At 50.6% G+C, this 24,127-nt stretch carries 17 protein-coding genes; 11 read left to right on the top strand and 6 right to left on the bottom strand.

The genetic code is table 11. The annotated features are described in order from the left end of the window. Window positions 1-421: 421 nt before the first annotated feature. The 4 genes from TY09_RS07205 to TY09_RS07220 form a co-directional block, all read right to left on the bottom strand. Window positions 422-1,399 carry an electron transfer flavoprotein subunit alpha/FixB family protein gene (locus TY09_RS07205; protein WP_042432526.1) on the bottom strand — a complete coding sequence of 326 codons (978 nt, stop codon included), beginning with the start codon at window positions 1,397-1,399 and terminating at the stop codon, window positions 422-424. Window positions 1,400-1,410: 11 nt separating this feature from the next. Further along, a complete protein-coding gene (locus tag TY09_RS07210) occupies window positions 1,411-2,202 on the bottom strand; it encodes an electron transfer flavoprotein subunit beta/FixA family protein (protein WP_242841452.1) in 792 nt (263 codons plus the stop codon). Beyond that, window positions 2,203-2,628: a MarR family winged helix-turn-helix transcriptional regulator gene (locus TY09_RS07215; protein ID WP_009061001.1), complete on the bottom strand. Its 426-nt coding sequence runs from the start codon at window positions 2,626-2,628 to the stop codon at window positions 2,203-2,205. Window positions 2,629-2,954: 326 nt separating this feature from the next. Beyond that, entirely contained in the window at window positions 2,955-4,097 is a 1,143-nt protein-coding gene (locus tag TY09_RS07220; RefSeq protein ID WP_042432530.1) for an acyl-CoA dehydrogenase family protein, read from the bottom strand. Between the two features lie 392 nt (window positions 4,098-4,489). Here TY09_RS07220 and TY09_RS07225 point away from each other — a divergent pair, with 392 nt between their 5' ends. From TY09_RS07225 to TY09_RS07235, 3 genes are all read left to right on the top strand, one after another. Further along, a complete protein-coding gene (locus TY09_RS07225; RefSeq protein WP_042432538.1) occupies window positions 4,490-5,269 on the top strand; it encodes an enoyl-CoA hydratase-related protein in 780 nt (259 codons plus the stop codon). A gap of 99 nt (window positions 5,270-5,368) precedes the next feature. Beyond that, window positions 5,369-6,916 (top strand): acyl CoA:acetate/3-ketoacid CoA transferase, encoded by a 1,548-nt coding sequence (locus tag TY09_RS07230; RefSeq protein ID WP_042432541.1) that lies wholly within the window; start codon window positions 5,369-5,371, stop codon window positions 6,914-6,916. Window positions 6,917-7,028: 112 nt separating this feature from the next. Continuing rightward, the gene (locus tag TY09_RS07235; RefSeq protein WP_042432545.1) at window positions 7,029-8,585 is read left to right on the top strand and encodes an L-lactate permease; all 1,557 of its coding nucleotides are present in this window, start codon (window positions 7,029-7,031) and stop codon (window positions 8,583-8,585) included. Window positions 8,586-9,031: 446 nt separating this feature from the next. Here TY09_RS07235 and larA read toward each other — a convergent pair whose 3' ends face one another. After that, window positions 9,032-10,312: a nickel-dependent lactate racemase gene (gene larA / locus TY09_RS07240; RefSeq protein WP_042432548.1), complete on the bottom strand. Its 1,281-nt coding sequence runs from the start codon at window positions 10,310-10,312 to the stop codon at window positions 9,032-9,034. 656 nt (window positions 10,313-10,968) lie between these two features. On the opposite strand from larA, the gene TY09_RS07245 reads away from it, so the two are divergent. The 8 genes from TY09_RS07245 to TY09_RS07285 all read left to right on the top strand — a co-directional run bounded on the left by TY09_RS07245 (window position 10,969) and on the right by TY09_RS07285 (window position 21,900). After that, on the top strand, window positions 10,969-12,912 hold the full coding sequence (locus tag TY09_RS07245; protein WP_042432551.1) for a sigma 54-interacting transcriptional regulator: 1,944 nt from the start codon (window positions 10,969-10,971) through the stop codon (window positions 12,910-12,912). A gap of 270 nt (window positions 12,913-13,182) precedes the next feature. Further along, on the top strand, window positions 13,183-14,088 hold the full coding sequence (locus tag TY09_RS07250) for a DUF1932 domain-containing protein (protein ID WP_042432554.1): 906 nt from the start codon (window positions 13,183-13,185) through the stop codon (window positions 14,086-14,088). Beyond that, on the top strand, window positions 14,085-14,792 hold the full coding sequence (locus TY09_RS07255; protein WP_042432557.1) for an S-adenosylmethionine--2-demethylmenaquinone methyltransferase: 708 nt from the start codon (window positions 14,085-14,087) through the stop codon (window positions 14,790-14,792). The genes TY09_RS07250 and TY09_RS07255 overlap by 4 nt, the downstream gene beginning before the upstream one ends. Before the next feature lie 50 nt (window positions 14,793-14,842). After that, window positions 14,843-16,201, top strand: a complete 1,359-nt coding sequence (locus tag TY09_RS07260; RefSeq protein ID WP_009061046.1) for a CitMHS family transporter — start codon at window positions 14,843-14,845, stop codon at window positions 16,199-16,201. Window positions 16,202-16,674: 473 nt separating this feature from the next. Continuing rightward, complete coding sequence (locus tag TY09_RS07265) at window positions 16,675-17,088, top strand: hypothetical protein (RefSeq protein WP_042432559.1); 414 nt, start codon at window positions 16,675-16,677, stop codon at window positions 17,086-17,088. 758 nt (window positions 17,089-17,846) lie between these two features. Further along, on the top strand, window positions 17,847-19,787 hold the full coding sequence (locus tag TY09_RS07275) for an OPT family oligopeptide transporter (RefSeq protein WP_411918381.1): 1,941 nt from the start codon (window positions 17,847-17,849) through the stop codon (window positions 19,785-19,787). Window positions 19,788-19,865: 78 nt separating this feature from the next. Then, on the top strand, window positions 19,866-20,207 hold the full coding sequence (locus TY09_RS07280) for a PqqD family protein (RefSeq protein WP_042432564.1): 342 nt from the start codon (window positions 19,866-19,868) through the stop codon (window positions 20,205-20,207). A gap of 253 nt (window positions 20,208-20,460) precedes the next feature. Beyond that, window positions 20,461-21,900 carry an aminoacyl-histidine dipeptidase gene (locus TY09_RS07285; RefSeq protein ID WP_042432567.1) on the top strand — a complete coding sequence of 480 codons (1,440 nt, stop codon included), beginning with the start codon at window positions 20,461-20,463 and terminating at the stop codon, window positions 21,898-21,900. Window positions 21,901-22,341: 441 nt separating this feature from the next. Here the strand turns inward: TY09_RS07285 and ilvD are convergent, their stop codons facing one another. Continuing rightward, entirely contained in the window at window positions 22,342-24,021 is a 1,680-nt protein-coding gene (ilvD, locus tag TY09_RS07290; RefSeq protein WP_242841453.1) for a dihydroxy-acid dehydratase, read from the bottom strand. Window positions 24,022-24,127 lie beyond the last annotated feature (106 nt).

Raw genomic sequence — 24,127 nt, forward strand, 5'->3', positions numbered from 1 at the left:
TCGTGGCGAAACTGTGCCGGTATACGTGGTTGGTAGCAAAATCAATATCGGTTTTGGTACGGAGTCGAAGATACACTTTTTAAGCACCGTTTTAGAAACAGGTTGTTTTCCAGTGCTTATTGAAAATGTAATCATTGTAGTATGGAAGAAAATCTAAAATACTTGCTGCTTTTTCGATCAGGGGGACTATACGCATACCTGCTTTTGTCTTGCTTTTTTATTATAATATGGTTGGATTTTTTATTATAATTAACCGACTGTGCCCTTCTGTGAAATGGTATAAAGACAGGAGACACGATTTTTCGTGGCTCCTGTCTTTATACCATTTCACTTTAAGATGCTGGCTTTCATTTCGTAATGAAAAAGAATCTGAATTTTGGCTGCATCAGTATTCTGCCGCCGTTTCAATTCCTACTGCAAATCAGCCGCGATGGAACAGAATCTCACGTGTGAGGGCAGGAATGACCTCAAAAAGATCCCCAACGACGCAATAATCGGCATACCGAAAAATCCGGGCATCCGAATCGATATTGATCGCCACGATGGTACTGGAACCCAGCATCCCGGTCAGATGCTGGATCGCACCGGAAATACCGCAGGCTATATACAGCCTTGGGGCAACTGTGTGACCTGTCTGTCCCACCTGATGCGCCTTGGAAATCCATCCCCGGTCAACCGTGGTGCGCGACGCGCCAACGATGCCCCCCAGCGCAGCAGCCAGCTCGCGCAAGGGGGCAAAGCCCTCCGGCCCGCCTACCCCTTTACCGCCGGATACAATCACCTCGGCGCTCTCCAAATCGATGCCGTCGCTCGAAAGCTCCTGCAGCAACTGCAGCACCCGAACGCGGGCGGAACTGCCGGCGGCGGGCGTAAAACGGATTACCTGTACCGGCGCCGCATCATCCCTCCGGCGCTTTTGTCCGCCACCGGGGCGGACAGTTCCGATCTGCGGACGGCGATCGATGCAGACGACATCACACAGAACGCTTTCCCCCAGAACAGGACGCGTCCAGACCAGGCAATCCTTCTGTGCATCCAGCGCAAAACCGGTGCAGTCGGAGGCAAAACCGGTATTCAGCCGAGCAGCCGCCTGTGGCAGCCATTCCTTAGTAAAAACCGTAGATGCAGCCAGAATAGCCCAAGGCTTTTCCTTTTCCGCCAGATCGGCAAGCGCCGCGACAGGGTCAGCGGGAACGGCATCCGCCAGCAGCAGGCGGTCAGCTCCACAGATGCCGGCCGCCGCGGCTTCCTTTTCTGCATCACCAGAAAACGCCACGGCAGTGAGAGTTCCGCTCAGGGAATTCACCAAAGCGCGGCAATCATTCAGTAACGAAAGAGACAGCTCGCGAAAGCGTCCGGATTTTCCTGTCTCCATGAAAACCCAAATGTCTTTTTTCATGCTTTATTTCCTCACAGCACACCGGCAGCGTTCAAAAGCTGAAACAGCTGCTTGGCGGAATCCTCGCCGGTCTGCTTGCAAATTCTCACGCCCTGCATCCCACGGGAGGCAGGGCGTGTTTCGCGCACCGTTAACAGCGGGGCGGGAATTTCGGAAAGCTCCAGCATCGGAATCACTGCACGGCTGGCTTCCATGCTGCTTCTCACCGTGGGGAGCCGGGGCTCGCCAGGAAATTTGTCAAACGCCGCAACACAGGGCAGGTCCATCTCTACCAGACCGGTTCCATCCTCATTTCCCTGCCTGACTCGCAGAGCGTCGCCACACAACGACGCCTCAAGCCCGCGGCCTGCAAAAGGCAGGTTCAGGCACTGTGCCAGTTGAGGGCCGACCTGCGCAGACTGCCCATCGATAGACTGCTGCCCACAGAAGATCAGCTCTGCCGGGCCTGCTTTCTTCTCTATGAGGCGGATTGCCTGTGCCAGCAGGCGGCTGACCGCTAGAGCATCCAGCACATCTGGGTCGGGAACCACCGCAAGAACAGCGTCATCCGCGGCAATTGCCAATGCCTGCCGCAAGGCCTCGTCCTCACCGGAACGACCCAGGGAAAGAGCGGTAATATGGATGTTTTTATCCGCATCGCGCAGGCGCGCGGCAGCCTCCAGCGCATAGGCGTCCAGCAGATTCAGGCGGACGGGAAGCCTCTGCGGCGGCTGTTCTGTCTTTTCTCTTCGCCCGATGCTCAGATCGGGCACCTGCTTCATGCAGACAATAAGATTTCTGTCGGTTCCGGAGGGCTTCATCATTCACTCCTCTTCATCGATCCGGCCAATACGGCGCAGGCTCTCCATCAGAGCATCCTTTTCCTGCGGAGTGAAGTCCTGCAGTATTTCAACATTCAGTTCATCGACCGCCTTCAGGACGTCGTCCTTCATCGCCATGGCCGAAGGAGTGGCGATGACCAGAATACTGCGCCGGTTATTGGGGTCCACAACCCGGTCAATCAGATCCTGCTTCTGCATTCTGTCCAGAATACCGGAAACCGTTGAATTTTCCAAACGAAGCGCTCTGGCGATTTCTTTCGGGGTGGTGGGTCCATTCTTCCAAAGGCAGCTCAGCACGCCGTACTGTCCCGGTGTAATCCCGTAAGGTGACAGCCGCGAAAAAAAGGTTTGGAATACCTCGTGCTGAGATATTGTCAGTAAATAATTGATGCAATATCGCAATTCCATCCTGCTCTTTATCCTCCTGTTTCAAGGCGGTGAATCCGAAAACACGCTGCCGGGGCTGCCCCGGCGATTCCTTCGAAGTCCGCTCAATATGGAAATGTGCCCGTCCGGGCAAAGTTTCATGCATTCAGTATAGCGTTTTACAGGCGCTTTTTCAACTGATTTCGCAATTCATTTCCTATGTCCATTCAGACAGGAAGCAGGGGCAGGCGAATTTTTGTATTTTCCCCTGAAACCAGCATTTCCGGCATCCGCACGGATGCCGGAAATGCTGTAGCATGGTTAATATTAGGAGAACAGGTATAAACAAAGGAAAAAGTGTTTACGAGTCAGCGGAACAACGAGCCGCTGATCACCAGACGCTGAATTTCGTTGGTGCCTTCGTAAATCTGGGTGATCTTCGCATCACGCATCATGCGCTCGACTTCGTATTCACGCATATAGCCGTTGCCGCCCAGCATCTGAACCGCTTCGGTCGTAACCTCCATCGCAACGTCGGTAGCCGTCATCTTTGCCATCGCGGCATCGACGGTGAAACGTGTGCCCGCATCATGCGCCAGAGCCGCGCCGTAAACCAGCAGCTTCGCTCCCTGAATCTTGGTGTAAAGCTCCGCCATTTTAAACGCGAGATACTGCTGCTTACTGATGGGTTTGCCGAACTGCTCGCGCTCCATCATGTATTTGCGTGCAATCTCAAAGGCGCCTTCCGCAATGCCAAGACCCTGTGCAGCTACGCCGATTCGCCCGCAATCCAATGTCTTCATAGCAAGCTTAAAGCCTTCGCCGGGCTGCGCCAGCATATTTGCAGCGGGTACGCGAACGTTGTCCAACAGGATTTCGGAAACCTGCGCGGAACGAATGCCCATCTTGTTTTCAATATGTCCGATGGAAATACCGGGCGTGCTGCGCTCCACCGCAAAGCAGGTCATGCTCTTTGTGCCGACAGATGGGTCCGTCAGCGCATAAATAACATAATAGTCAGCCAGAGGGCCGTTGGTGTTAAAGCACTTGGAACCATTGAGAATATAAAAGTCACCGTCCTGTTTTGCAATGGTCTTCTGACCGGCTGCGTCGGAACCGGCCCCATGCTCGGTCAAACCAAAGCCGCCCAGATGTTCGCCGGAAAGAACAGGAGCCATGAACTTTTTCTTCACCTCTTCGGAAGCGGAAGAGTTAAAAATGGTACCACCATAAAGAGAGGTCGCTACCGAATAGGAAATCCCCAGCGAAGCATCCACTTTCGAAATTTCTTCAACAGCAAGAGCATATTCGAGGTAACCCATCCCCTGACCGCCTACCGTTGTGGGGTATGGCAACCCGATCAGGCCAAGTTTCCCCAATTTGTTAAACAGACCGACATCATAAGTAGAAGTTTCATCGCGCTCGATAGCGCCGGGTTTTACTTCCCTTTCCGCAAATTCGCGTGCAAGGGTTTGAATGCGCTTTTGTTCATCATTCAGTGTAAGGTTCATAATCATCCTTCCTTTCATTTGGTCAACCATGATTCAGAATTACCTTATTGTTTCAAAACAATTCTTATTTAAAACATTTCTGAATAAGAATTGTTTATAAGGCGAATTTAACATAAAATAAAATGCATGTCAAGATATTTTTTGAGAAATAAAACAAACTTTTTTCTTGCAAAAAAAATAAAAAGTTTTTTGATCCAGATATTACCAAAAATACGCAATATCTAGTGGTACTACCTATAAGCGCTACACTCTGCACAAAAATAATTCGCTATACGAATCCTACGACTTAGAAATGTTCTTGACACGAGATAAAATGCGTTATAAAATAGGCCTCAAAGAGAGAGGTTGTATACTTCATCTAAATTTTATATTTTTTTACGGAGGTTTTTGTTATGAATAATCTGCTTCTGGAAATTCAAAACGGCATCGCCCTGCTGACCATCAACCGGCCGAAATCTCTAAATGCGCTCAATAGCGAAACCTTAAGTGAACTGGACACCTGCCTGTCAGAAATCGAAAAACGCGAGGATATAAAGGTCGTTATTTTGACCGGTTCCGGTGAAAAATCCTTCGTTGCCGGCGCAGATATTTCTGAAATGGTAAATGCAACTCCTGTGGAGGGAAGTGCCATGGGTCAGCTTGCCAGAAAAGCCTTTGGACATCTGGAAGAGATGCCTCAGGTAACCATTGCCGCCGTAAACGGATACGCGCTGGGCGGCGGCTGCGAAATTTCAATGTCCTGCGATATCCGTATCGCCTCTGAAAACGCCAAATTTGCACAGCCCGAATGCGGGTTGGGGATTCTGCCCGGCTTTGGCGGCACGCAGCGTCTTTCCCGCCTGGTAGGGAAAGGGCGCGCCAAAGAGCTGATTTTTACCTGCGACATGATCGATGCACAGGAGGCCTACCGCATTGGTCTTGCCAACAAAGTGGTTCCGCTGGCAGAGCTGATTGATTACTGCAAGGCAATGGCAGGGCGCATCATGAAGAACGCGCCGATCGGCGTGGCCCTGGCGAAGGAAGCCATCAACACCGGCAGCGACACCGACCTGAACAGCGGCCTGAAGCTGGAAGCCAACCTGTTCGGCCTGTCCTTCTCTACACAGGATAAAAAAGAGGGCATGACCGCATTCCTGGAAAAACGCAAAGAGAAGCACTTCATCGGCAAATAATCCGAAAGCATACGGAAAATGGGTGGAAATCATTTCGGAATGCGTTCACTTTGATTCGGTTGATTTGGGTCAAAGGAAAAAATGCGGAGGAGGAGTATCATGTCAAAAAAGCCAATGATTACTGCGGCAAATGCCGCCGGCTGGGTAAAGGACGGAGATACCATTACCACCAGCGGCTTTGTGGCAAGCGTAATGCCCGAAGCACTGACCCGTGCTTTGGAGGCAAGATTTTTGGAAACCGGATCACCGAAGAGCCTGACTCTTTTCTATGCGGCTGCCCAGGGAAACCGAGACGGCAGCGGTGCCGACCATTTTGCCCACGAGGGAATGACCAGACGCGTCATCGGCGGGCACTGGAACATGGTGCCGAAGCTGGGGGAACTGGTTCTGCAAAACAAGATCGAGGGCTACAACCTCCCGCAGGGAACTCTCTCTCAGCTCTATCGCGACATTGCCGGGCACCGGATCGGCACCATTACCCATGTGGGTTTGAACACCTTTGCAGACCCCCGTCTGGAGGGCGGCAAGCTCAACGATATTACCAAAGAGGATTTGGTAGAGGTTGTGGAAATCCTCGGTCAGGAAAAGCTCCTCTACAAGGCGCTCCCGCTGAACATCGGCTTTATCCGCGGCACCTATGCGGATGAAAACGGCAACGTTATCATGAGCCACGAGGTTGCGTCCATTGAGGCAACCTCCATCGCACAGGCTGTACATAATTGCGGCGGCAAGGTGATTGTTCAGGTAGAAAGGGTCGTTGAAAACGGATCGCTGGACCCCAAGCTGGTGAAGATACCCGGAATTTATGTAGATGCCATTGTGGTGGCGCAGAACCCGAGCGAGCACGAGCAATGCGTTGGCTGCGAATACGACGGCTCTATGAGCGGCGAATACCGGGTTCCGCTGGACAGTCTGGATCACCCGCCCATGAGCGCCAAAAAGATCATCGGACGCAGAGCGGCGATGGAACTGATCCCCAATTCCATCGTAAACCTTGGGATTGGCATCCCCGAATACATTTCCATGGTGGCGAACGAAGAGGGAATCGGTGATTACATGACCCTTACCGTAGAATCTGGCCCCGTGGGGGGCGTGCCGCAAGGCGGCCCGAAATTCGGCGGTTCGGTCAATGCGGAGGCAATTCTGGATCAGCCCTATCAGTTTGATTTTTATGACGGCGGCGGCGTCGACTACGCTTTTCTGGGGCTGGCGCAGGCCGACCGCTTTGGAAACATCAATGTTTCCAAGTTCGGTCCCAGGATTGCCGGATGCGGCGGATTTATCAACATCACGCAGAATGCCAAAAAGGTATTCTTCTGCGGCACCTTTACCGCAGGCGGCCTGAAAACCCATGTGGAAAACGGTAAGCTCGTCATTGATCAGGAAGGCAAAGAGAAGAAATTCATCGATCAGGTGGAGCAGATCACTTTTTCCGGCGTCTATGCTCAGAAGGTGAGCCAGCCAGTTCTGTACATTACAGAGCGCGCCGTATTCGAGCTGCGCTCCGACGGTGTCTTCCTGACGGAGGTGGCTCCCGGAATCGATGTACAGACGCAGATTCTTGATCTGATGGATTTTCAGCCTAAAATTGACAATCGTCTGATGGATGCCCGTATTTTCTCCGACAGTCTGATGGGATTGAAATAACTGGAATATCAGGCCGCCGGTTCCCGGACTTTCAGAGCCGGCGGCCCCTGTCTTTCCCTGATAACGGTTTGTTAAAAATACGGCTTTGAAAACTGCTGAATGAGGTAGATTTATGTTCTTAGACTTTCTATTGGCTCTTCTGCCGATTTTATGGCTTGTCTTTTCCCTTTGTTACATAAAAATGCCTGCCTACAAGGCTTGCCCGCTTGCGCTGGTCATCGCGATCCTTCTGGCGCTTGTATACTGGAAAGCACCGGCAATCGAAGTGTTTACCGCCGGTTTGGAAGGAGTCGTCATGGCTCTTTGGCCTATCGCCATCGTTATCATCGCCGCCATTTTTACTTATAATCTGACGGTAAAAACCGGAGCGATGGCAAAAATCCAAAAAATGCTGACGTCGGTTTCCAACGACAAGCGTGTTCTGGTACTCATCATTGCCTGGGGCTTTGGCGGATTTATGGAAGGTATGGCGGGCTTTGGCACCTCTGTTGCAATCCCTGCCAGCATTCTGTGCGGCCTGGGCTTTAACCCGATCTTTGCAACTGTTGTATGCCTGGTTTCCAATGCGACCCCCACGGCCTTTGGTTCTATCGGCATCCCCACCGTTACGGTTGCTTCGATCACAGGCTACGACCCGATCACCACGGCAACGGTTGTGTCCCTGCAGCTGTTTATCATGGTGGTATTCACCCCTCTGCTGCTGGTGGTGATTGCGGGCGGCGGGTTGAAAAGCCTGAAAACGAGCTGGCACATTGCGCTGGTCTCCGGTTTAGGCTTTGCAATCATGCAGCTGATTACCTCCCGCTTTATCGGCGCGGAGCTGCCTGCGGTCACCGGTTCTGTCGCCAGCATGGCGCTGACGATTCTGGCGGCAAAATTTCTCTGCAAAAACACACCGGAGGAATACAAGGTTGCCCCCACCGAGGAAGCACAGGCCGCTGCTCAGGAGCACCTGAGCCTTCGCAACGCTCTGCTTGCATGGGCGCCCTTTATCCTGATCTTCGTATTTCTGCTGACCGTTTCCAAGCTGGTGCCCCCGGTTTATAACGTGCTGTCCGCAGTGAAAACGAGCGTTATCATCTATGCCGGTGAAGGAGCCTCTCCTTATACCTTCTCATGGCTGGCTACTCCTGGCGTACTGATTCTGATTGCCGCCATCATTGGCGGACTGCTGCAGAAGGCAAGCGGGTCCGATATGCTGACGGTGATGGGCCAGACCCTGAAGCAGATGTCGAAAACCGTCATCACACTGATGACGATTCTGGCAGCGGCAAAGGTGATGGGCTACAGCGGTATGACGCGTGACATCGCAGCTTTTCTGGTGGCGGTTACCGGCACGGCGTTCCCGCTGGTTGCCCCGCTGATCGGTTCGATCGGAACCTTCGTAACCGGCAGTGCCACCTCCTCCAGTGTTTTATTCGGTGCGCTGCAGGCGGAAACTGCACGGGCCATCGGTGTTCAGGAGATCTGGTTGGTTGCGGCAAACACCATGGGCTCAACGGCGGGTAAAATTATTTCCCCGCAGAATATTTCCGTAGCAACGGCAGCAACCGGGAATACCGGGAGGGAAAGCGGCATTCTACGTATTACGCTGAAATATTACCTGCTGTACATCGTGCTTTATGGGCTGATTTCCTATTTCGGAGCCGGGCTGCTCCTGTTTTTGTAACAATACAGGGTGAAAGTCCCCTGCATAATTGAATTGGATTTTTACAGATCAATCTATTCTCCATAAAGAAAAGACAGTCGCCGGAAACCTTGGCAGGGTTTCCGGCGACTGTTTTTATTTGATGATGGTATCAAAGACGTCTTACAGCGTCGGTATTCGGGATATGCCATAAGGGATGAAAGGGCTTTGTATTCGCAGCCTTTTTCGGCTAGCCTCGTAGCGAAGTGGTATCTATGAACATGATTAAATCATAAACATGTCCGACGGCAAATCTGTATAAACTCCTTGTATTTCTTTATTTACTTGCTTCACCACTCTGGATTCTGCTGCCAAGGCGGTTTTAGGGATCGACAATCATACTGCAAAAGGGGCCGTGGGAAAACCACGATTCCCTTTGTCGCTTACGAAGTATCGTTCCTATTGCCGGCTGGCAGCAAAGTGGAGCGCTATACCGACTCCCGCACCATAACGGAGATCCCGTTCGGAATCACCACCAGATGCGCATTTTCACCTTTTATTTTTCTGGCCTGCTGTAATGCGGTATCCACATCCGGTGCCCATGCAATCTTCATATCCTCCACAGTCTTCTTCTGCATGGGGTCCGTCACATAGATCACATGGTGCTTGCATAGCACCCGGCACAGAATCTGGAATTCCCATTGATCTGGCATGGTTTGATCCTGCGGTGTGGCGAGAATCTGTTCCGTCAGCTGCTGAGGAGAAACGCAGTCACGCAGCGCGCGGTAGAAGTTTTCTCCACCATGCCCGTCGTTGCAGGAGCTTACCATAATCAGCACAGCACCCGGTGCTGCGGCAGCCTCCGCGGCAGTAAGACCCTTCACACTCTGGTAAATATTCTGGTCCAGCGGGTAGCCTCCATTGCTGGAGATCACAATATCGCCGTGCTGCTCAGGTTGTACCTGACAGTAGTTCAGCAGCAGATCACAGCCCTTTCGGTGAGCGGTAATCGGATCGCCGGCAAAGGCTGCCACAACACGTTTATCTTCATCAATAATCACATTTACGATGTAGGCCAGATTTGCCATCTTTGCTGCGGCAACCATATCCTTGTGCAGCGGATTGCCGTCCAGCACGCCGGTGCGGGCATATGGAGAAGCGATAAACTGCGAGCAGTGGTTGCCCAGTACAGTCACTTGATCGCAGACTCCCGGCAGCACACTTTTTCTTCCGCCGGAAAAACCGGCGAAAAAGTGTGGCTCTATAAAGCCCTCTGCAATCAGCAGATCCGTTTGTGCGGCCTTTTTATCGATCACACACGCCGCGCCGGAAGGAAGCGTGCCAATCTGCACATTGCAGGATGCGTCCCGGCTGTCATGTATTTCGATCTTCTCCCGCTCGGCGATTTCTTCTCCCAGCTTTTCCACCAGTTCCTGCTTGCCGGTTGGGCGGTGAAAGCCGGTAGCCACCAGCAGCGTTATGTCGATATCGAGATTCCCCTCACGCAGCTCGGCCAGCATAAAGGGAATGATATGCTTGCTCGGAACCGGGCGTGTATGGTCGCTGATAATAATGGTGCAGGTCTTTTTGCCGGCGGCAAGTTCTCGCAGACGGGCAGAATCGATCGGATTCTCCATTGCGGCCAACACCAGGCCGTCCTCTGTATCTGCTGCTTTAAGTTCTCCAATATGGGATTCCAAAATCTCCGCATTGCTAAGCTCCGCATTGAGCGTGATCTGTGATGTGCCAAAAGGAATGAGTACAGACATGAAAACACCCCACTTTTCTAATTGTATCTGAACCTGTGTGTTGGAACTAAATTGGTCATTCCAAAATAGATCCCAATGCTTTAACTTTATCACAATTGAATTGAAACACAATGTCTGAAAAGATAATTCTATTTTTCTGACAAAGATGTCACCATGGATTTGTAAAATAAACCAAACACCTTTTCAGGGCTGTTGGACTGGATTTTCTTGGATTTAAGCTGCGTTTTTTTGATAAGCAGCCGGAATATGCTCACCGTTCATCGGGAATATTGCTGAAGCTAAGGAATGAAATATTGGTAGAACCAAAACGGCATGATTTTATAACATAAAATCATGGTGAAAAATACGTGGACTCTCCCAACCTTGCAAGGTGGTATATTGTGTCGGCCATGAGAGGCTTATGATATTTTAGGCTATCAATCGATCAAAATGTCATCCCCCGGAATCAATTTTGATAAAACTCGGTTTTCCGGATAGAGTTCCTTTTCACATTCGGATTTTTACGAATCTGAAAGCGCCTATACATAACATGAGGGGATTTCTTATTTGCAAAGCTCATATGCTCATGATACACTTATTTTGAATCATAGATCAATGCTCTTGTGGGCGTTTTTGCCAGTATCGATTTTAAATACAAATAATGAGGATGGATACAGATGCGAGTAGAATTTGCAGTAGTTTCCCCTTCCAGTACGATGACATCAAAATTCAGGAAGGTTCTTGCTGAGAGAAAACTCAGCTGCCCTGTTGTTCAGGCCTCCCAGAAAAACGCCATTCCCGTTGCAAAGCAGATGATTGGGGAAGGCGCAAAGATCATCATAAGCCGCGGGAACACCGCACGCATGCTGCGGAGCAACCTGGAAATTCCTGTGATTGAGGAAAAGCACACTTTTTTCGATTGCTACATCGGCTACCAGAAGGCCTTGAAAATATCGGACAAAATCGCTTTTCTTGCAACCTCAGATTCCTTTCTCAAGATTCTCAACAAGAGTAAACCTCTGCTTAAAAATGCCTTGATCTGCCCTATAGACGCTCAGCTGAAGGAAGAATATGTCAGAGCAGAGATGGAAAAGCTGGCGCACATGGGGATTGAGGTAGCAATAGGCGGGATTTCCCTGCGCGATTTGGTTACTCAGTGCGGGATTCAATATATCATGACGGAAACAGATGAAGACGCGGTAAATGACGCAATCGATGAGGCGCTGTATCATCTGAAGATTGAGGATGAGCGTTTGCGGAAAAATCACGAGCTGAAACGCAAGCATGAAATGATCCAGGCCGTCATGAACTGCACCTCAGACGGCATATTCAGCGTGGATCAGGAGGGAATCGTCACCAATATCAATGAAAATGCGCATCGCATGCTTCCGGAGCTTTCGCCGGGACAGCCGATTGACAAACTCCTGAAGGGCGATTTTTTGGATTCGACGCTCAAGCACAGAGAAACGCTGTCGAATGTGCTGATCAACACCCGCAAATCCTCTCTCATCCTGAATATTGCTCCCGTATGTATCAAGGACAGCGTAATCGGGGCGACGGTGACGGTGCAGTACCAGCATGAGATTCAGAAAATGGAACAGAAAATCCGGCATAGCCTTCTGACGTGCGGACATATCTCGGATAAAACCTTTGACGATATCATTGGAAGCAGCTCTGCATTAAGAGCCGCAAAATCCCTGGCACAGCGATACGCCGCAGTAGACAGCACTGTCCTGATCCTCGGAGATACCGGTACGGGGAAAGAGCTTTTCGCGCAGAGCATCCATAATGCAAGCAGGCGCAAGTCGGCTCCCTTTGTTGCCATAAACTGTGCGGCCCTGCCGGCCAGCGTATTGGAAAGTGAGCTGTTCGGCTATGTCAAGGGTGCGTTTACCGGCGCGCGGAGTGAGGGAAAGGCTGGAATGTTTGAACTGGCACATAATGGGACCATCTTTCTTGACGAAATCAGTGAAACGCCGCCCGATGTGCAGTTGAAGCTTCTGCGGGTGATTCAGGAACGAAAGGTGATCCGCCTGGGAGACGACCGGGTGACCTCTGTGGATGTCCGTATTATCGCGGCCAGCAACAAGGATTTACGAGAGCTGGTGCAAAACGGTCTGTTTCGGGAGGACTTCTATTACCGCATTTGTGTTCTGGAGCTTCAGCTTCCCACACTCGATGAGCGCAGAGAGGATATTCCCGATCTGGTGCGCTGTTTTCTGAAAAATCCCAAGCTGCCTTCAAAGAAAATCACGGAGGAAGCTCTCAACCTGCTGATGAAGCAGCAGTGGCGCGGGAATATCCGCCAGCTGAACAATATTGTGGAAAGGCTGGCCGTGATATGTGATACGGACACCATCACGGCCGATCTTGTCGAACACACTGTGCTGACAAAACCCCGCACACAGATGGAAGATGTTTTGCCCCAATACGGCGCCCCTGCTGCAAAAGGACCCATGACGGAGCGCGAACTGATTCGGAGTGTTCTTCATGAAAACAAGGGCAACCGGGAGCGTTCCGCCAGGCAGCTTGGGATCAGCACAACGACTCTCTGGCGCAAAATCAGGAAAATACAGGAATCGGAGCCGGGGTATTTTGAGTTGGTAAGATACTTTCATTAAGTTGCATATCGTTTCTGAATATTGCAGATTCTTTCAAACCGTTCGTCTGGAATGAAATGCAATAGATGGGATATTTAAAATTCTGCGCTGAAAAAATAAAAGCGCAGAATTTTTTTTATTTCTTTTCCTTTCGCGCAAAGCCCGGGTTTGATCCTGTTTTTTGATCAATGTCGATGGAAAGGGCTTGTACGATAAAACCATCCAGGCATAAAGTTGGCACATTTATTGCTTAAATCCTTCATTGATACTGGAACAATTTGAAGGAGGGACATGATTTTGAAGTATCAACTGGTATTTATCGGCTTCGGCGAAGCCTCGTACAACATCGCGCTTGGCCTGAAGTCGGAGGGATTTGAAAGCATGGCCGCATACGATGTGTTCGCAGAGGACCCGAAGCGGGGCGAACTGATCCAATCGCGCGCGCAGGAGGCGGGGATTCCGCTGATCGGTTTGGATGAGGCCTGCAACGAGGGGGCATGTATCGCGTCCATGAACAGTGCAAAGGTGGCGCTCTCCGTGGCGAAAGACATCATTCCCCGGCTGAAGGCAGGCCAGATTTTTGTCGATCTGAACTCCGCGGCCCCCACTGTGGAGGAAGAGATCGACAAAATCCCCCGTGCACACGGTGTGTTGTTCTGCGATGCGGGGGTTATGGGTACCGTGCCGGGGAACCGACACAAGGTCCCGATGTTTCTGTCAGGGGGCGGCGCCCAATCGTTTTATGACGCGTTTGCACCCTGCAACATGAAACTGACCGTGCTGGATGCACCGGCGGGAGGAGCATCCGCCATCAAAATGCTGAAAAGCGTGGTCATGAAGGGCCTGCCCCAGCTGATGTTCGAATCTTTCGAGGCTGCGGAAAAATACGGCGTGCTGAGCACTCTGGCAGAGTCCCTCGGTGAATCCATTAACGGAAAAACGGTTGAAAAGCTGGCCAATACGTTCATTGCGCGCACCATGATCCATGCCGAGCGCAGAAGCGCCGAGATGCGCGACGTGGTAAGCACGCTGGAAAGCCTAAAGGTGGATGCGTCCATGTCGAAAGCGACGGTTGCAAAGCTCGACGCGCTCGCAGCACAGCAATGGGCCGACAAAATAGACCCCAGCGGCGATCTCGATTACCGCGAGGCCATCAAGCTGCTGGTAAAACAGAATGAGGAGGATGGATTGAAATGAGCAACAATCAATATTGTGAACTGCCGGAGCTGATTCCGGATGAAATCATCGAGCGTGTCAAAAAGCTGAGCCCTGCACAGCTGTGCGACGGTATGGCGTCCCTTGGAATTGAGCGAAACGGCTGTATGGATGCCGATCTGCTCCCTTTGGACGACGGCAAACTGATGGTGGGTACCGCCTGCACGGTCGACACGGAGGACGGCGATAACTTTCCGATTCATGTGGCGATTTACCAGGGGAAGCCGGGATATGTCCTTGTTGTTGCAGGAAAGGGCTACACGGAGCGCGCGTATATGGGCGACCTGATGGGCGGCGCTGCGGCGGCCATCGGACTTTCCGGCATCGTCATTGACGGCTATGTGAGAGATAAGACCGGTCTGGCCGCTCTGGATATTCCGATTTATGCAAAAGGCTTTATGCAAAGAAGTCCCGACAAAAAGGGCCCGGGCGAGATCAACACGGTTGTTACCTGTGCGGGTGTGAAAGTGACTCCCGGGGATTTGGTGGTAGGCGACTACGACGGCGTAACGGTCATTCCGCGCGGGCGCATTGAGGAGGTGCTGAAGGCAGCCGAAAAGAAAGAGGACTATGAGCTCAAGCGCCGCGACGCCATCGCCAATTACCGCAAATGCAGAGAAGAAGGGCGTGAACTTCCGAACCTTGCACCCGCATGGGTTACGGAAATGCTTCAGGGCAAACCATGATGGATTAAAATGGAATCACATCGTGTTTCATGATGGAGGAGGGTATTGATATGTTGGTAGCTTTGGCATATTTCATGATTGTTTTGTTCCTCGTTCTTGTCTGTACGAAAAAGATGTCTGCTTTTGCGGGCCTGATTATTTCATCCACTGTCGCCGGCCTGCTTGCCTGTGTTGTCAATGGGGTTCCCTTTACAGATCTCTTTTCCTGGTTTAAGGATGGATTATTCTACACCCTGAGCGATTCCGGCTCTGTTAAGCTTGGAACCATCAATTCCGGCGTGATGATTCTGTTCGCGGTGCTTTACTTCAGCCTGATGATGAATGTGGGATTGTTCGATCCGCTGTGCACCTTTTTGATCCGAAAGGCAAAGGGAGACCCGCTGAAGGTTATGATGGTCGCGACTCTGACCTCCTGTGCCGTAACCCTCGATGGAGATGGGACGACAACCATACTGATCGTAACAGCCGCATTCATCCCGCTGTTTAAGAAGATGAATATGAAGCTCTCCAATTTGGCGATGATGATCATTCTGCCCTGCTCCATTGGCAATTGCCTGCCGTGGGGCGGCCCGCTGGCCAGAGCGGCTTCTGTCATCAATGTGGATGTCAATGTTCTATTTAAGGCATTTCTTCCCGTTTTGGGTGTGGGGCTGGTTTATGTGATCGTTCTGGCATACTTTCTTGGAACAGCCGAGCGCAAGCGCCTGGGTTATGTAAAGGGCGGCGGAGAGATCATCAGCGCTGCTCAGATCGAGGAAATGTGCGCGGCGATCACCGAAAACGACAAGGAAAGCAAACGCCCCAAGCTGTTTGTTTTTAATCTTGTGTTCACTCTTGCACTGATGGTGGCGATGATCATGGGTCTTGCAAGCGGAGCGCTTCTTTTCATGGTTGGCACCGGAATCGTGATAGCTGTAAACTATGGCTTCAAAGAGCAGCGCGAAAGAATTGCCGCGAACGGCGCGGACACCATTTCTGTCGCGATCATTATTATGGCGGCGGGCTGCTTCATGGGCGTCCTCAACAGCAGCGGTATGGCAACGGCCCTGGCAGCCAATCTGGCAAGCCTGATTCCCGAATCACTTGGCACCCATATCCCGATTATTTTTGCTCTCATCGGTGCCGTCGCGTGCTGGGCTCTGCCGGTTGACGCCTACTATTTTGGGATTCTCCCGGTCATTGTGCCGATTGCCGCACAGTTCGGAATCGGCGCGATGGAAATTACCATGGCGTCTATGATGGGTCAGGCGATTCGTTACGGAAGCCCAACCGTCGCATGGCTATTCCTTTTAATTGACAGAACAGAAATGAATTTTGGCGACTATTTGAAAACCTTTATGAAGTACGCAATTCCCATGTATCTGGTGTTTATTGTTACAGCTCTGGCTCTCGGATTGTTCCACCTGTAATTTTGGTGACGAAGATACGCCAAAAAGGCCCTTTGAATTTTTCAGTGCCGATGCTGCAGTATGGAACCAATGCGATCATGACAGCCTTTTTCATGGAATAAAACTTTTACACAGGTATATTTGTTTCCATGGGTGTTACATAGGAAGTATGATGATTTGCAGAGGTTGCCATGCTGTGAAATCTCCCGAATGAAGTGAGCGTAAAAAGAGCCGCCGGAACATGGTACTGTTCCGGCGGCCCTTTTTTTAATAAGAAAAACCTTCTGTGCCGAAGGTTCAGAAAAAAGCTGGGGTTGTCTAAAAACAGCAGGGAAGAGAGAACCACAGCAAATAAAAACCACCGGTGCAGCCGGTGGTTTTTATTTAGGTTCCATATATTTCCTATTGGTTTGTCTGCCATACATATTGACGCTTTGCCATTTTTTGCTCATACTTTGCTTTAATAACACCTATCAGTGAAAGGAGAGAGAAGCGTGGATCAAAAGATTGAATCTCAAATCGTTTCTGCTTTTATCATCAATCTGAAAAAAGAACGAGCGAAATACGAGCTCTGGAACGAAAAAAAGCGGAGAGATTTTATATGGAAAACTTGCGAGCGCAAATATTTTAATGAAAGATGTGTACGGCGGATTACGCAGCCGATTTCCAGCTGGCAGGACGTTTATCGTCTGTTAAAAAAGAATGGCGCTCCAGACACTTGCTATGTGCTGAGTATAAATGAAGGGTTTGATGGGGTTACGCTTCCTCTGGAGGTTGCCTTAGAGTATCTTGTTTTCAATGGACCGGCTCTCATTTCCTGCATCCATGGAAAATTGGCTTATTTGGGAGAAGAACCGACGATTGGGCCTTCCGCGAGATACTTGCTCATTCGTGAGCAAGTAATTTGATCGCAATTCCAGCGTTGAGGGCGGATCGATATTCTTACTGTGAAATCCATACGGAACGGGAGAGTTAATTGAGCTATATCTTATTAATACTTGCTTTATTTTTATTGACATTCTGCTATCTTCGGAGTTTATACTCGTGTATCATCGATTATCAGGTCAATAACAGCGCCAGACGGAAAAGAAGAAAGGGCCAAACATTGATAGAATGGATTCTTTATAGGCGGTACCGCAAGGTAATCCCACGGATTTTATTGATTACATACTTTGGCTGTCTCATTTTCCATTTGATCGCTTTTGTTTTAGCGATCCTTTTCTGGGTAAACCATTTGGAAGAAATCGCTTTTCATCATTTCAGACTGACTGTGGCGGCAGATTATGGTCTGATTTTCATTTTGGCAATTGCTTTTTATGGAAGGCGCAAAAATGGCCAGACATATGCCAAGGTAGAACGCTGGATCAAAAAGAGAAAAAGGCAAAGATAAATTCACTTTTGAGTCCGGGTACGGATCGCTCTGACGGGTCAGCAGAAATCTGTATCCCGCTCCTATCGATACTTAGGCGGCCACATATACACAGGTGGTCGAAAAAGGCGATGTTAAGAAAGAGATTCGCTTTTCCGGCCCGATTTTCTTATGATGGGAAGATCTGTTTGTCCATCTAAATTTTACAAAATTTTATATCATTACAAACAATTTTTACATATTGCAACAAAGCATTGACTAATGCGTAAAACCCTATTAAAATTGTTTTATCTCTACATGAAATTTATTTTACATATTCATGAAAATTTATTGGAGGTAAGAACATTGGAAGAAAAAAATCATAAGCCTTATATTCCGGCGGATAAGGTAGTACCTGAATTTACGGTTTATTCAGTAGCTTTAGGTATTTTGCTCGTTATTCTATTCGGCGCCGCCAATGCGTATTTGGGGCTGCGCGTAGGTATGACGGTTTCTGCCGCGATCCCCGCATCTGTTATCTCTATGGGCATCATTCGCGTGATTCTGAAACGTGATTCTATTCTGGAAAACAACATGGTGCAAACCATCGGCTCTGCCGGCGAGGCAGTGGCGGCCGGTGCGATCTTCACCATGCCTGCGCTGTTTATGTGGGCGGAGGACGGACTTACGTCGATGCCTTCTCTTATTGAAATTTCTTTAATCGCCCTGTGCGGCGGTATTCTCGGTGTTGTATTTATGGTGCCGCTGCGTACGGCGCTGATCGTCAAGGAGCACGGCGTTCTGGTTTACCCGGAGGGACAGGCCTGCGCCGAGGTTCTGATGGCCGGTGACAAAGGCGGCAATAAGGCCTCTACCGTTTTTATCGGTCTGGGTGTTTCCGCCGTATATAAGTTCATTACGGATGGACTCAAGCTTTTCCCCAGTGAGATCGATTGGAAAATCCCCATGTATAAAGGTGCCGGATTTGGTGCAGATGTGCTTCCCGCGCTGGCTGGTGTTGGTTACATATGCGGAGCACGGGTATCCTCTTATCTTCTCGCGGGCGGCGCTACCGCATGGTTTGTCGTTATGCCGCTCATTGCTCTTTTCGGCAACGATCTTGTTATCTTCCCGGCAAGCGTTTCTGTTGCGGAGCTGTGGGAAACCCAAGGAACATGGGGAATCTGGAGCAATTTTGTCCGCTACATCGGCGCTGGTGCCGTGGCGGCCGGCGGAATTATCACTCTGATCAAAACCCTGCCTTTGATTGTCCGCACGTTTCGGGACGCAATTGCCGGTTACGGACAGAGCACGAAGGGTACGCTGCGTACCGAACAGGATCTTTCCATGAAGTTCCTGCTGATCTGCACGGTAATCGTCGCTCTGGTCATGTGGCTCGTTCCGGCGATCCCGCTGAATTTCCTGGGAGCGCTGATTGTCATTATTTTTGGTTTCTTCTTTGCGACCGTTTCTTCCCGGATGGTCGGACTGATCGGTTCGTCTAACAACCCTGTTTCGGGTATGTCGATCGCAACGCTGCTCATTGCTACCATGCTTTTGAAAGCGACGGGCAATAGCGGAATCGGCGGTATGATCGGCGCGATCACCATCGGCTCCATCATTTGTATCAGTGCGGCGATTGCCGGCGATACTTCTCAGGATTTGAAAACCGGTTTCCTCGTGGGCGCTACGCCAAGGCTGCAGCAGATTGGCCAGCTGATCGGAACCATTATTTCCGCACTTACCATCGGCGGCGTTCTGTACTTGCTCAACCAGGCCTGGGGATATGGTTCGTCAGAGCTCCCCGCACCGCAGGCCACGCTGATGAAGATGGTCGTGGAAGGCGTTATGGGCGGCAATCTGCCCTGGGCGCTTGTGTTTACCGGAGTAAGCATTGCGGTTATCATTGAAATTCTTGGCATTCCCGTGCTGCCCTTTGCGATTGGGCTGTATCTGCCGATTCATCTCTCCGTGCCGATCATGGCTGGCGGTTTGATTCGTCTGTACCTGGAAAAGCGCAAGGCTTCGTCCGAAGAGGAAAGAGAAGACATGGTACAGTCCGGTGTGCTTTACAGCTCCGGTCTGATTGCGGGTGAAGGTCTCATCGGTGTTTTCCTCGCGATATTTGCCGCGCTCAGCGTCAATGTGGCACTGCCCGAGTCCCTGCACTTCGGCAATATTGCAGGACTGATTGCTTTTATTCTGCTGCTCATGACCATCCTGAAATTCACTGTTTGGAATAAAAGCCTGAAAAGATAATCAAAATGAAAACATGGCCGGGCTGTACACCATAAAAGGGTGTATGGCCCAGTTCAAATCGAACCGGGAGAAGCTTTGATGGAAAAAAGAAAAAACTATCTGGATTTTGTGCCGGTTCTGAATGCTCAAAATTCATGGGATGAAAAGGACGGCATTGTCACAGTCCACATGGTGCATAAGGGCATTCACCACGTGATCGCCCAAAAGTTATTTCATTCGCCCCGCGTAAGTCATATCGCACTGGATACCTTCGGCAGTTTTGTGTGGAAGAAAATCGACGGCGTGCGGACTGTGGGCGATATAGCGGACGAAATGAAGGCGCATTTTGGCGATCAGGCGGAACCGGTTTATAACCGTCTGGTTCACTATATGAAGATTTTGCAAAACAACCGTTTCGTTCAGTTCCAAAAGAAAGGGTGAAAACCTGACCGGCGGAACAAAGCCGGTATGATTTCTTATGGTAATTGAACAACGTACCCTTTGTGTAGAATCCAAGGATTTTGCATGACGAGTGACGGATGTTATAATAACAGGAATGAGATGCGGGAACAATTGGTTCATCCTTCAGCGGCGAACATATCCCCGCTTCAAGTTTCAAGGTTCTCTCAGCCGCCGGCAGCTGGTTGCCGTAAACGGTGTGAGGTTCCTATTATACTGTAAAGGAGCTATCGTCATGGGAGTATTAGAGCATCTGGAACCGAACAATGTTTTTCATTTTTTTGAAGAGATTTCCGCGATCCCGCGCGGATCGACGAACACCAGGGCAATCAGCGACTGGTGTGTAAGCTTTGCGAAAGCACGGGGGCTGGAATATCATCAGGACAGCTTCAACAATGTGATCATCATAAAAGAAGCGACGCCGGGATATGAAAGTGCGGAGCCGATTATCCTGCAGGGGCATCTGGACATGGTCTGCGAAAAAGAGCCGGACTGCACGAAGGACATGGAGAAAGAAGGCATTGATCTTGTGATCGATGGCGACCGGATCCGGGCCAAGGGCACCACGCTCGGCGGGGACAACGGTATCGCTGTCGCTATGGCGCTGGCGGTGCTCGACTCAAAGGAATTGTCGCATCCCCGTGTCGAGGCGATTCTCACTATCGATGAGGAAATCGGTATGCTGGGCGCCATCCAGCTGGATATGTCGCCGTTAAAGGGCAGAAAGCTCATCAACCTTGACTCCGAGGAGGAAGGGATTTTCACCGTGAGCTGCGCGGGCGGCAATATGACCCGGTGCCGTTTGCCCATTGTACGCGCACCGTATTCCGGCACTGTGCTGAACATCACGGTGGGCGGTCTGCTCGGCGGCCATTCCGGTGCGGATATCGACAAAGGGCGCGCCAACGCAAGTATGCTGCTGGGCCGCCTGCTGTATGCCGCAAAGAAAAAATCCGATTTCTGTTTGATCTCTGTAGAGGGCGGCAAAAAGGACAACGCGATCCCGCAGCAGTCAGAAGCGCTGTTGGTCGCCGCCAATGCGGATCTGGTTCGTGTGATTGCAGCGGACATGGAAACAGCTTTCAAATCGGAATACCAAAAGAATGATCCGGGCCTGTTTGTAGAAGTGAAAGATGCGGCGACAGAGCGTGTTCCTATGGATGAAACCGCGACCCGGAAGGTGCTCCATATGCTGACCTGTATGCCAAACGGCATTCAGGAAATGAGCGCCGACATTGAAGGGCTGGTTCAAACCTCGCTGAATCTTGGCATACTGGCAACCGAAGAAGAGGAGCTGCTTGCCTCCTTCTGCCTGCGCAGCAGTGTTGCGACACAAAAGCAGATGCTGGTTGACCGCCTGGCTTGCGAAATGGAGCTGCTGGGAGGAAGCATTCAGATTTTCGGGGATTATCCGGCATGGGAATATAAGCACGAATCGGCGCTGCGCGACCTGATGGTTCGGATTTTTCAAAAGCAGTATGGCCATGATCCGGAAATTTCTGCGATCCACGCAGGACTTGAGTGCGGTATGTTTATGGGGAAGCTGCCCGATCTGGACTGCATATCGATTGGCCCGGATATGTCGGAGGTTCACACCTATCGCGAAAGCATGAGCATTTCGTCCGTTAGCCGCGTGTGGGACTATCTGATTGAAGTTCTTCAGTGCCTGAAGTAAGGCGGATCGAGAAAGCTCCATGGTGAAAACTGTGGGCTTTCGCCGAAAACATGGGTGCAATCCCGAATGAGAATCTGTTTTATTTAGACTCTCTGCCAATCATTAAAGTAACTTCAAAGGGAAACGAAAGTGTTGAAAATTACGGTGACTGTGGGCGCTGCGCTTAAGGACTTTAACTTTGCTGCTGGCCTTTTCAGTAAAGACACTCATCTAAAGGCAATCGAAGGAGCTGAAAATGCCGAAAGACCATCGTACAATCGTATCTGAAAAAACTGGATCACTGCCGGCGAAAAGTCGGCAGTGATCCAGTTTTTCATTCGCTTGCTTTACTATCTAAATTGAAAGCGCGGGGTAGGTTTCTAAAATCACCTTGGCGGTGTTGGCACCCTCAGTGCCTTTTGTCCCAAAGAATTCCTGACCAGGATAATATCTTTGGCAGCCTTACTTGAGCACAGCGCCTTCCCAAACGCTGCCGACATACTTTTGATACCGCTTCAGATAATCGCTGTCAGTCTTTGTCAGGGTCGGGCTCCAACTCTTTCTCCGTTCTTCCATCACTTCCTCCGGAACTAACAGCTCCAGCTTACGGTTTGGAATATCAATCGAAATCAAATCTCCGTCCCGTACCAGGCCGATCGGGCCCCCGACAGCGGCTTCCGGGGAGATATGCCCAATACACGGCCCATGCGTTGCGCCGGAAAAACGGCCGTCTGTAACCAATGCTGTCGTATCACCCAGCCCCAGGCCCATCAGCTGAGTCGTAGCCAGAAGCATTTCGCGCATACCCGGGCCGCCCTTGGGCCCTTCATTTCGAATCACGATGACATCGCCATGATGAATTGCACCCTTCTGGATCGCCTCGATTGCCTTTTCTTCACTTTCGAATACACGAGCCGGGCCGGTATGGCATTTCATTTCTTCATTATGGATACCGTTTTGCTTCACAACGGCACCTTCCGGAGCCAGGGAGCCCTTGAGAATCGCGATACTGCCCTCCGCGTGGAATGGTTGATCCAAAGTAGTCAGAACGTTTAAATCACGGGTTTTATGGCCGGGCAGGATATCCCTCCATGCCTGCCCGGTTACCGCAGTGACGTTCACGTCAAGCAAGCTCTGAATCTCACCCATGACGGCAAGAACACCGCCGGCGTTTTCCAGATCCTGCAAGGAGTATTTACCGGATGGGCGCACATTGACGATTTGGGGCGTCGCCCTGCTGCAGGCTTCAAAGTCATCCGGCCCAATGCTGATGTTGAATGCACTTGCGATTGCCGGAATATGAATCGTTGTATTTGTAGAGCCGCCGAGTGCCATGCTCACCTTAATCATATTGATGAAGTTTTCGCGCTTTATGTAATCTCTGGGGCAGATATTCTCTTTTACCATCTGCATCAGGCGTATGCCGCTTTTCCTTGCGATACGCAGCCTGTCTGCATGGATGGCCAAAACGGTGCCGCTGCCGGGCAGAGACAGTCCCAAAGGCTCCATTAGACATGACATGGTATTGGCTGTTCCCATCATTGGGCAGCTTCCGGGGCCTGTGCACACCGACATTTCCATTTCTTTGTATTCATCCTCGGTGATTTCACCGCGGAATAAGCGGCCGGCAGCTTCACGCACACGAAATGCGCCTTCCATCGGTTCCCCGCGGTAATTACCGGTGACCATTGGCCCTGATGTGACGATTACACTGGGAATATTGATTCTTCCAGCCGCTATTGCCATTGCAGGAACGATTTTGTCGCATCCGGCCAGCAGCACCAGACCGTCCAGCCGTTGAGCCTGAGCCATTACCTCAACAGAATCTGCGATGATGCCACGACTGGGTAAGACATAATGCATACCATCGTGCCCCTGTGTACAGCCGTCGCATATGCTGATCGTATTAAATTCAAATGGACGGCCACCTTCAGCGATGATCCCTTCTTTCACAGCAGCACTAAGTTCGCGCAGATGCTTGTGGCCGGGATGCATTTCATTCCAGGAATTCACGATCCCGATAAAGGGCTTTTTTAATTCGTCTTCGTCTATGCCCAAGGCATATAAGAGCGTACGGTTGCCGGCGTTGTTTAATCCGCCGACCATCTCGTTGCTGCGATACGGCTTCTCCAGCATTGCCATGTTACCTACTCCTTTTTAATTGCTGACTAAATGCAATTTGGTGTGCAGGATGATTTGTTTTCAAGAAAAGATGTTTATTTGATATTTTAAAAATCAATAAACACAA

It is taken from the genome of Faecalispora jeddahensis (assembly GCF_000577335.1).
Classification (GTDB): domain Bacteria; phylum Bacillota; class Clostridia; order Oscillospirales; family Acutalibacteraceae; genus Faecalispora; species Faecalispora jeddahensis.

What these genes read in the sequence shown, in the direction of transcription:
- TY09_RS07280 (WP_042432564.1), top strand. Translation starts at nt 19,866, where the DNA reads ATGGAAAAAAGAAAAAACTATCTGGATTTTGTGCCGGTTCTGAATGCT.
- TY09_RS07205 (WP_042432526.1), bottom strand. Translation starts at nt 1,399, where the DNA reads ATGAAAAAAGACATTTGGGTTTTCATGGAGACAGGAAAATCCGGACGC.
- TY09_RS07220 (WP_042432530.1), bottom strand. Translation starts at nt 4,097, where the DNA reads ATGAACCTTACACTGAATGATGAACAAAAGCGCATTCAAACCCTTGCA.
- TY09_RS07250 (WP_042432554.1), top strand. Translation starts at nt 13,183, where the DNA reads ATGATTTTGAAGTATCAACTGGTATTTATCGGCTTCGGCGAAGCCTCG.
- TY09_RS07255 (WP_042432557.1), top strand. Translation starts at nt 14,085, where the DNA reads ATGAGCAACAATCAATATTGTGAACTGCCGGAGCTGATTCCGGATGAA.
- TY09_RS07230 (WP_042432541.1), top strand. Translation starts at nt 5,369, where the DNA reads ATGTCAAAAAAGCCAATGATTACTGCGGCAAATGCCGCCGGCTGGGTA.
- TY09_RS07225 (WP_042432538.1), top strand. Translation starts at nt 4,490, where the DNA reads ATGAATAATCTGCTTCTGGAAATTCAAAACGGCATCGCCCTGCTGACC.
- TY09_RS07210 (WP_242841452.1), bottom strand. Translation starts at nt 2,202, where the DNA reads ATGATGAAGCCCTCCGGAACCGACAGAAATCTTATTGTCTGCATGAAG.
- ilvD (WP_242841453.1), bottom strand. Translation starts at nt 24,021, where the DNA reads ATGGCAATGCTGGAGAAGCCGTATCGCAGCAACGAGATGGTCGGCGGA.
- larA (WP_042432548.1), bottom strand. Translation starts at nt 10,312, where the DNA reads ATGTCTGTACTCATTCCTTTTGGCACATCACAGATCACGCTCAATGCG.
- TY09_RS07275 (WP_411918381.1), top strand. Translation starts at nt 17,847, where the DNA reads ATGAAATTTATTTTACATATTCATGAAAATTTATTGGAGGTAAGAACA.
- TY09_RS07235 (WP_042432545.1), top strand. Translation starts at nt 7,029, where the DNA reads ATGTTCTTAGACTTTCTATTGGCTCTTCTGCCGATTTTATGGCTTGTC.
- TY09_RS07245 (WP_042432551.1), top strand. Translation starts at nt 10,969, where the DNA reads ATGCGAGTAGAATTTGCAGTAGTTTCCCCTTCCAGTACGATGACATCA.
- TY09_RS07285 (WP_042432567.1), top strand. Translation starts at nt 20,461, where the DNA reads ATGGGAGTATTAGAGCATCTGGAACCGAACAATGTTTTTCATTTTTTT.
- TY09_RS07215 (WP_009061001.1), bottom strand. Translation starts at nt 2,628, where the DNA reads ATGGAATTGCGATATTGCATCAATTATTTACTGACAATATCTCAGCAC.
- TY09_RS07260 (WP_009061046.1), top strand. Translation starts at nt 14,843, where the DNA reads ATGTTGGTAGCTTTGGCATATTTCATGATTGTTTTGTTCCTCGTTCTT.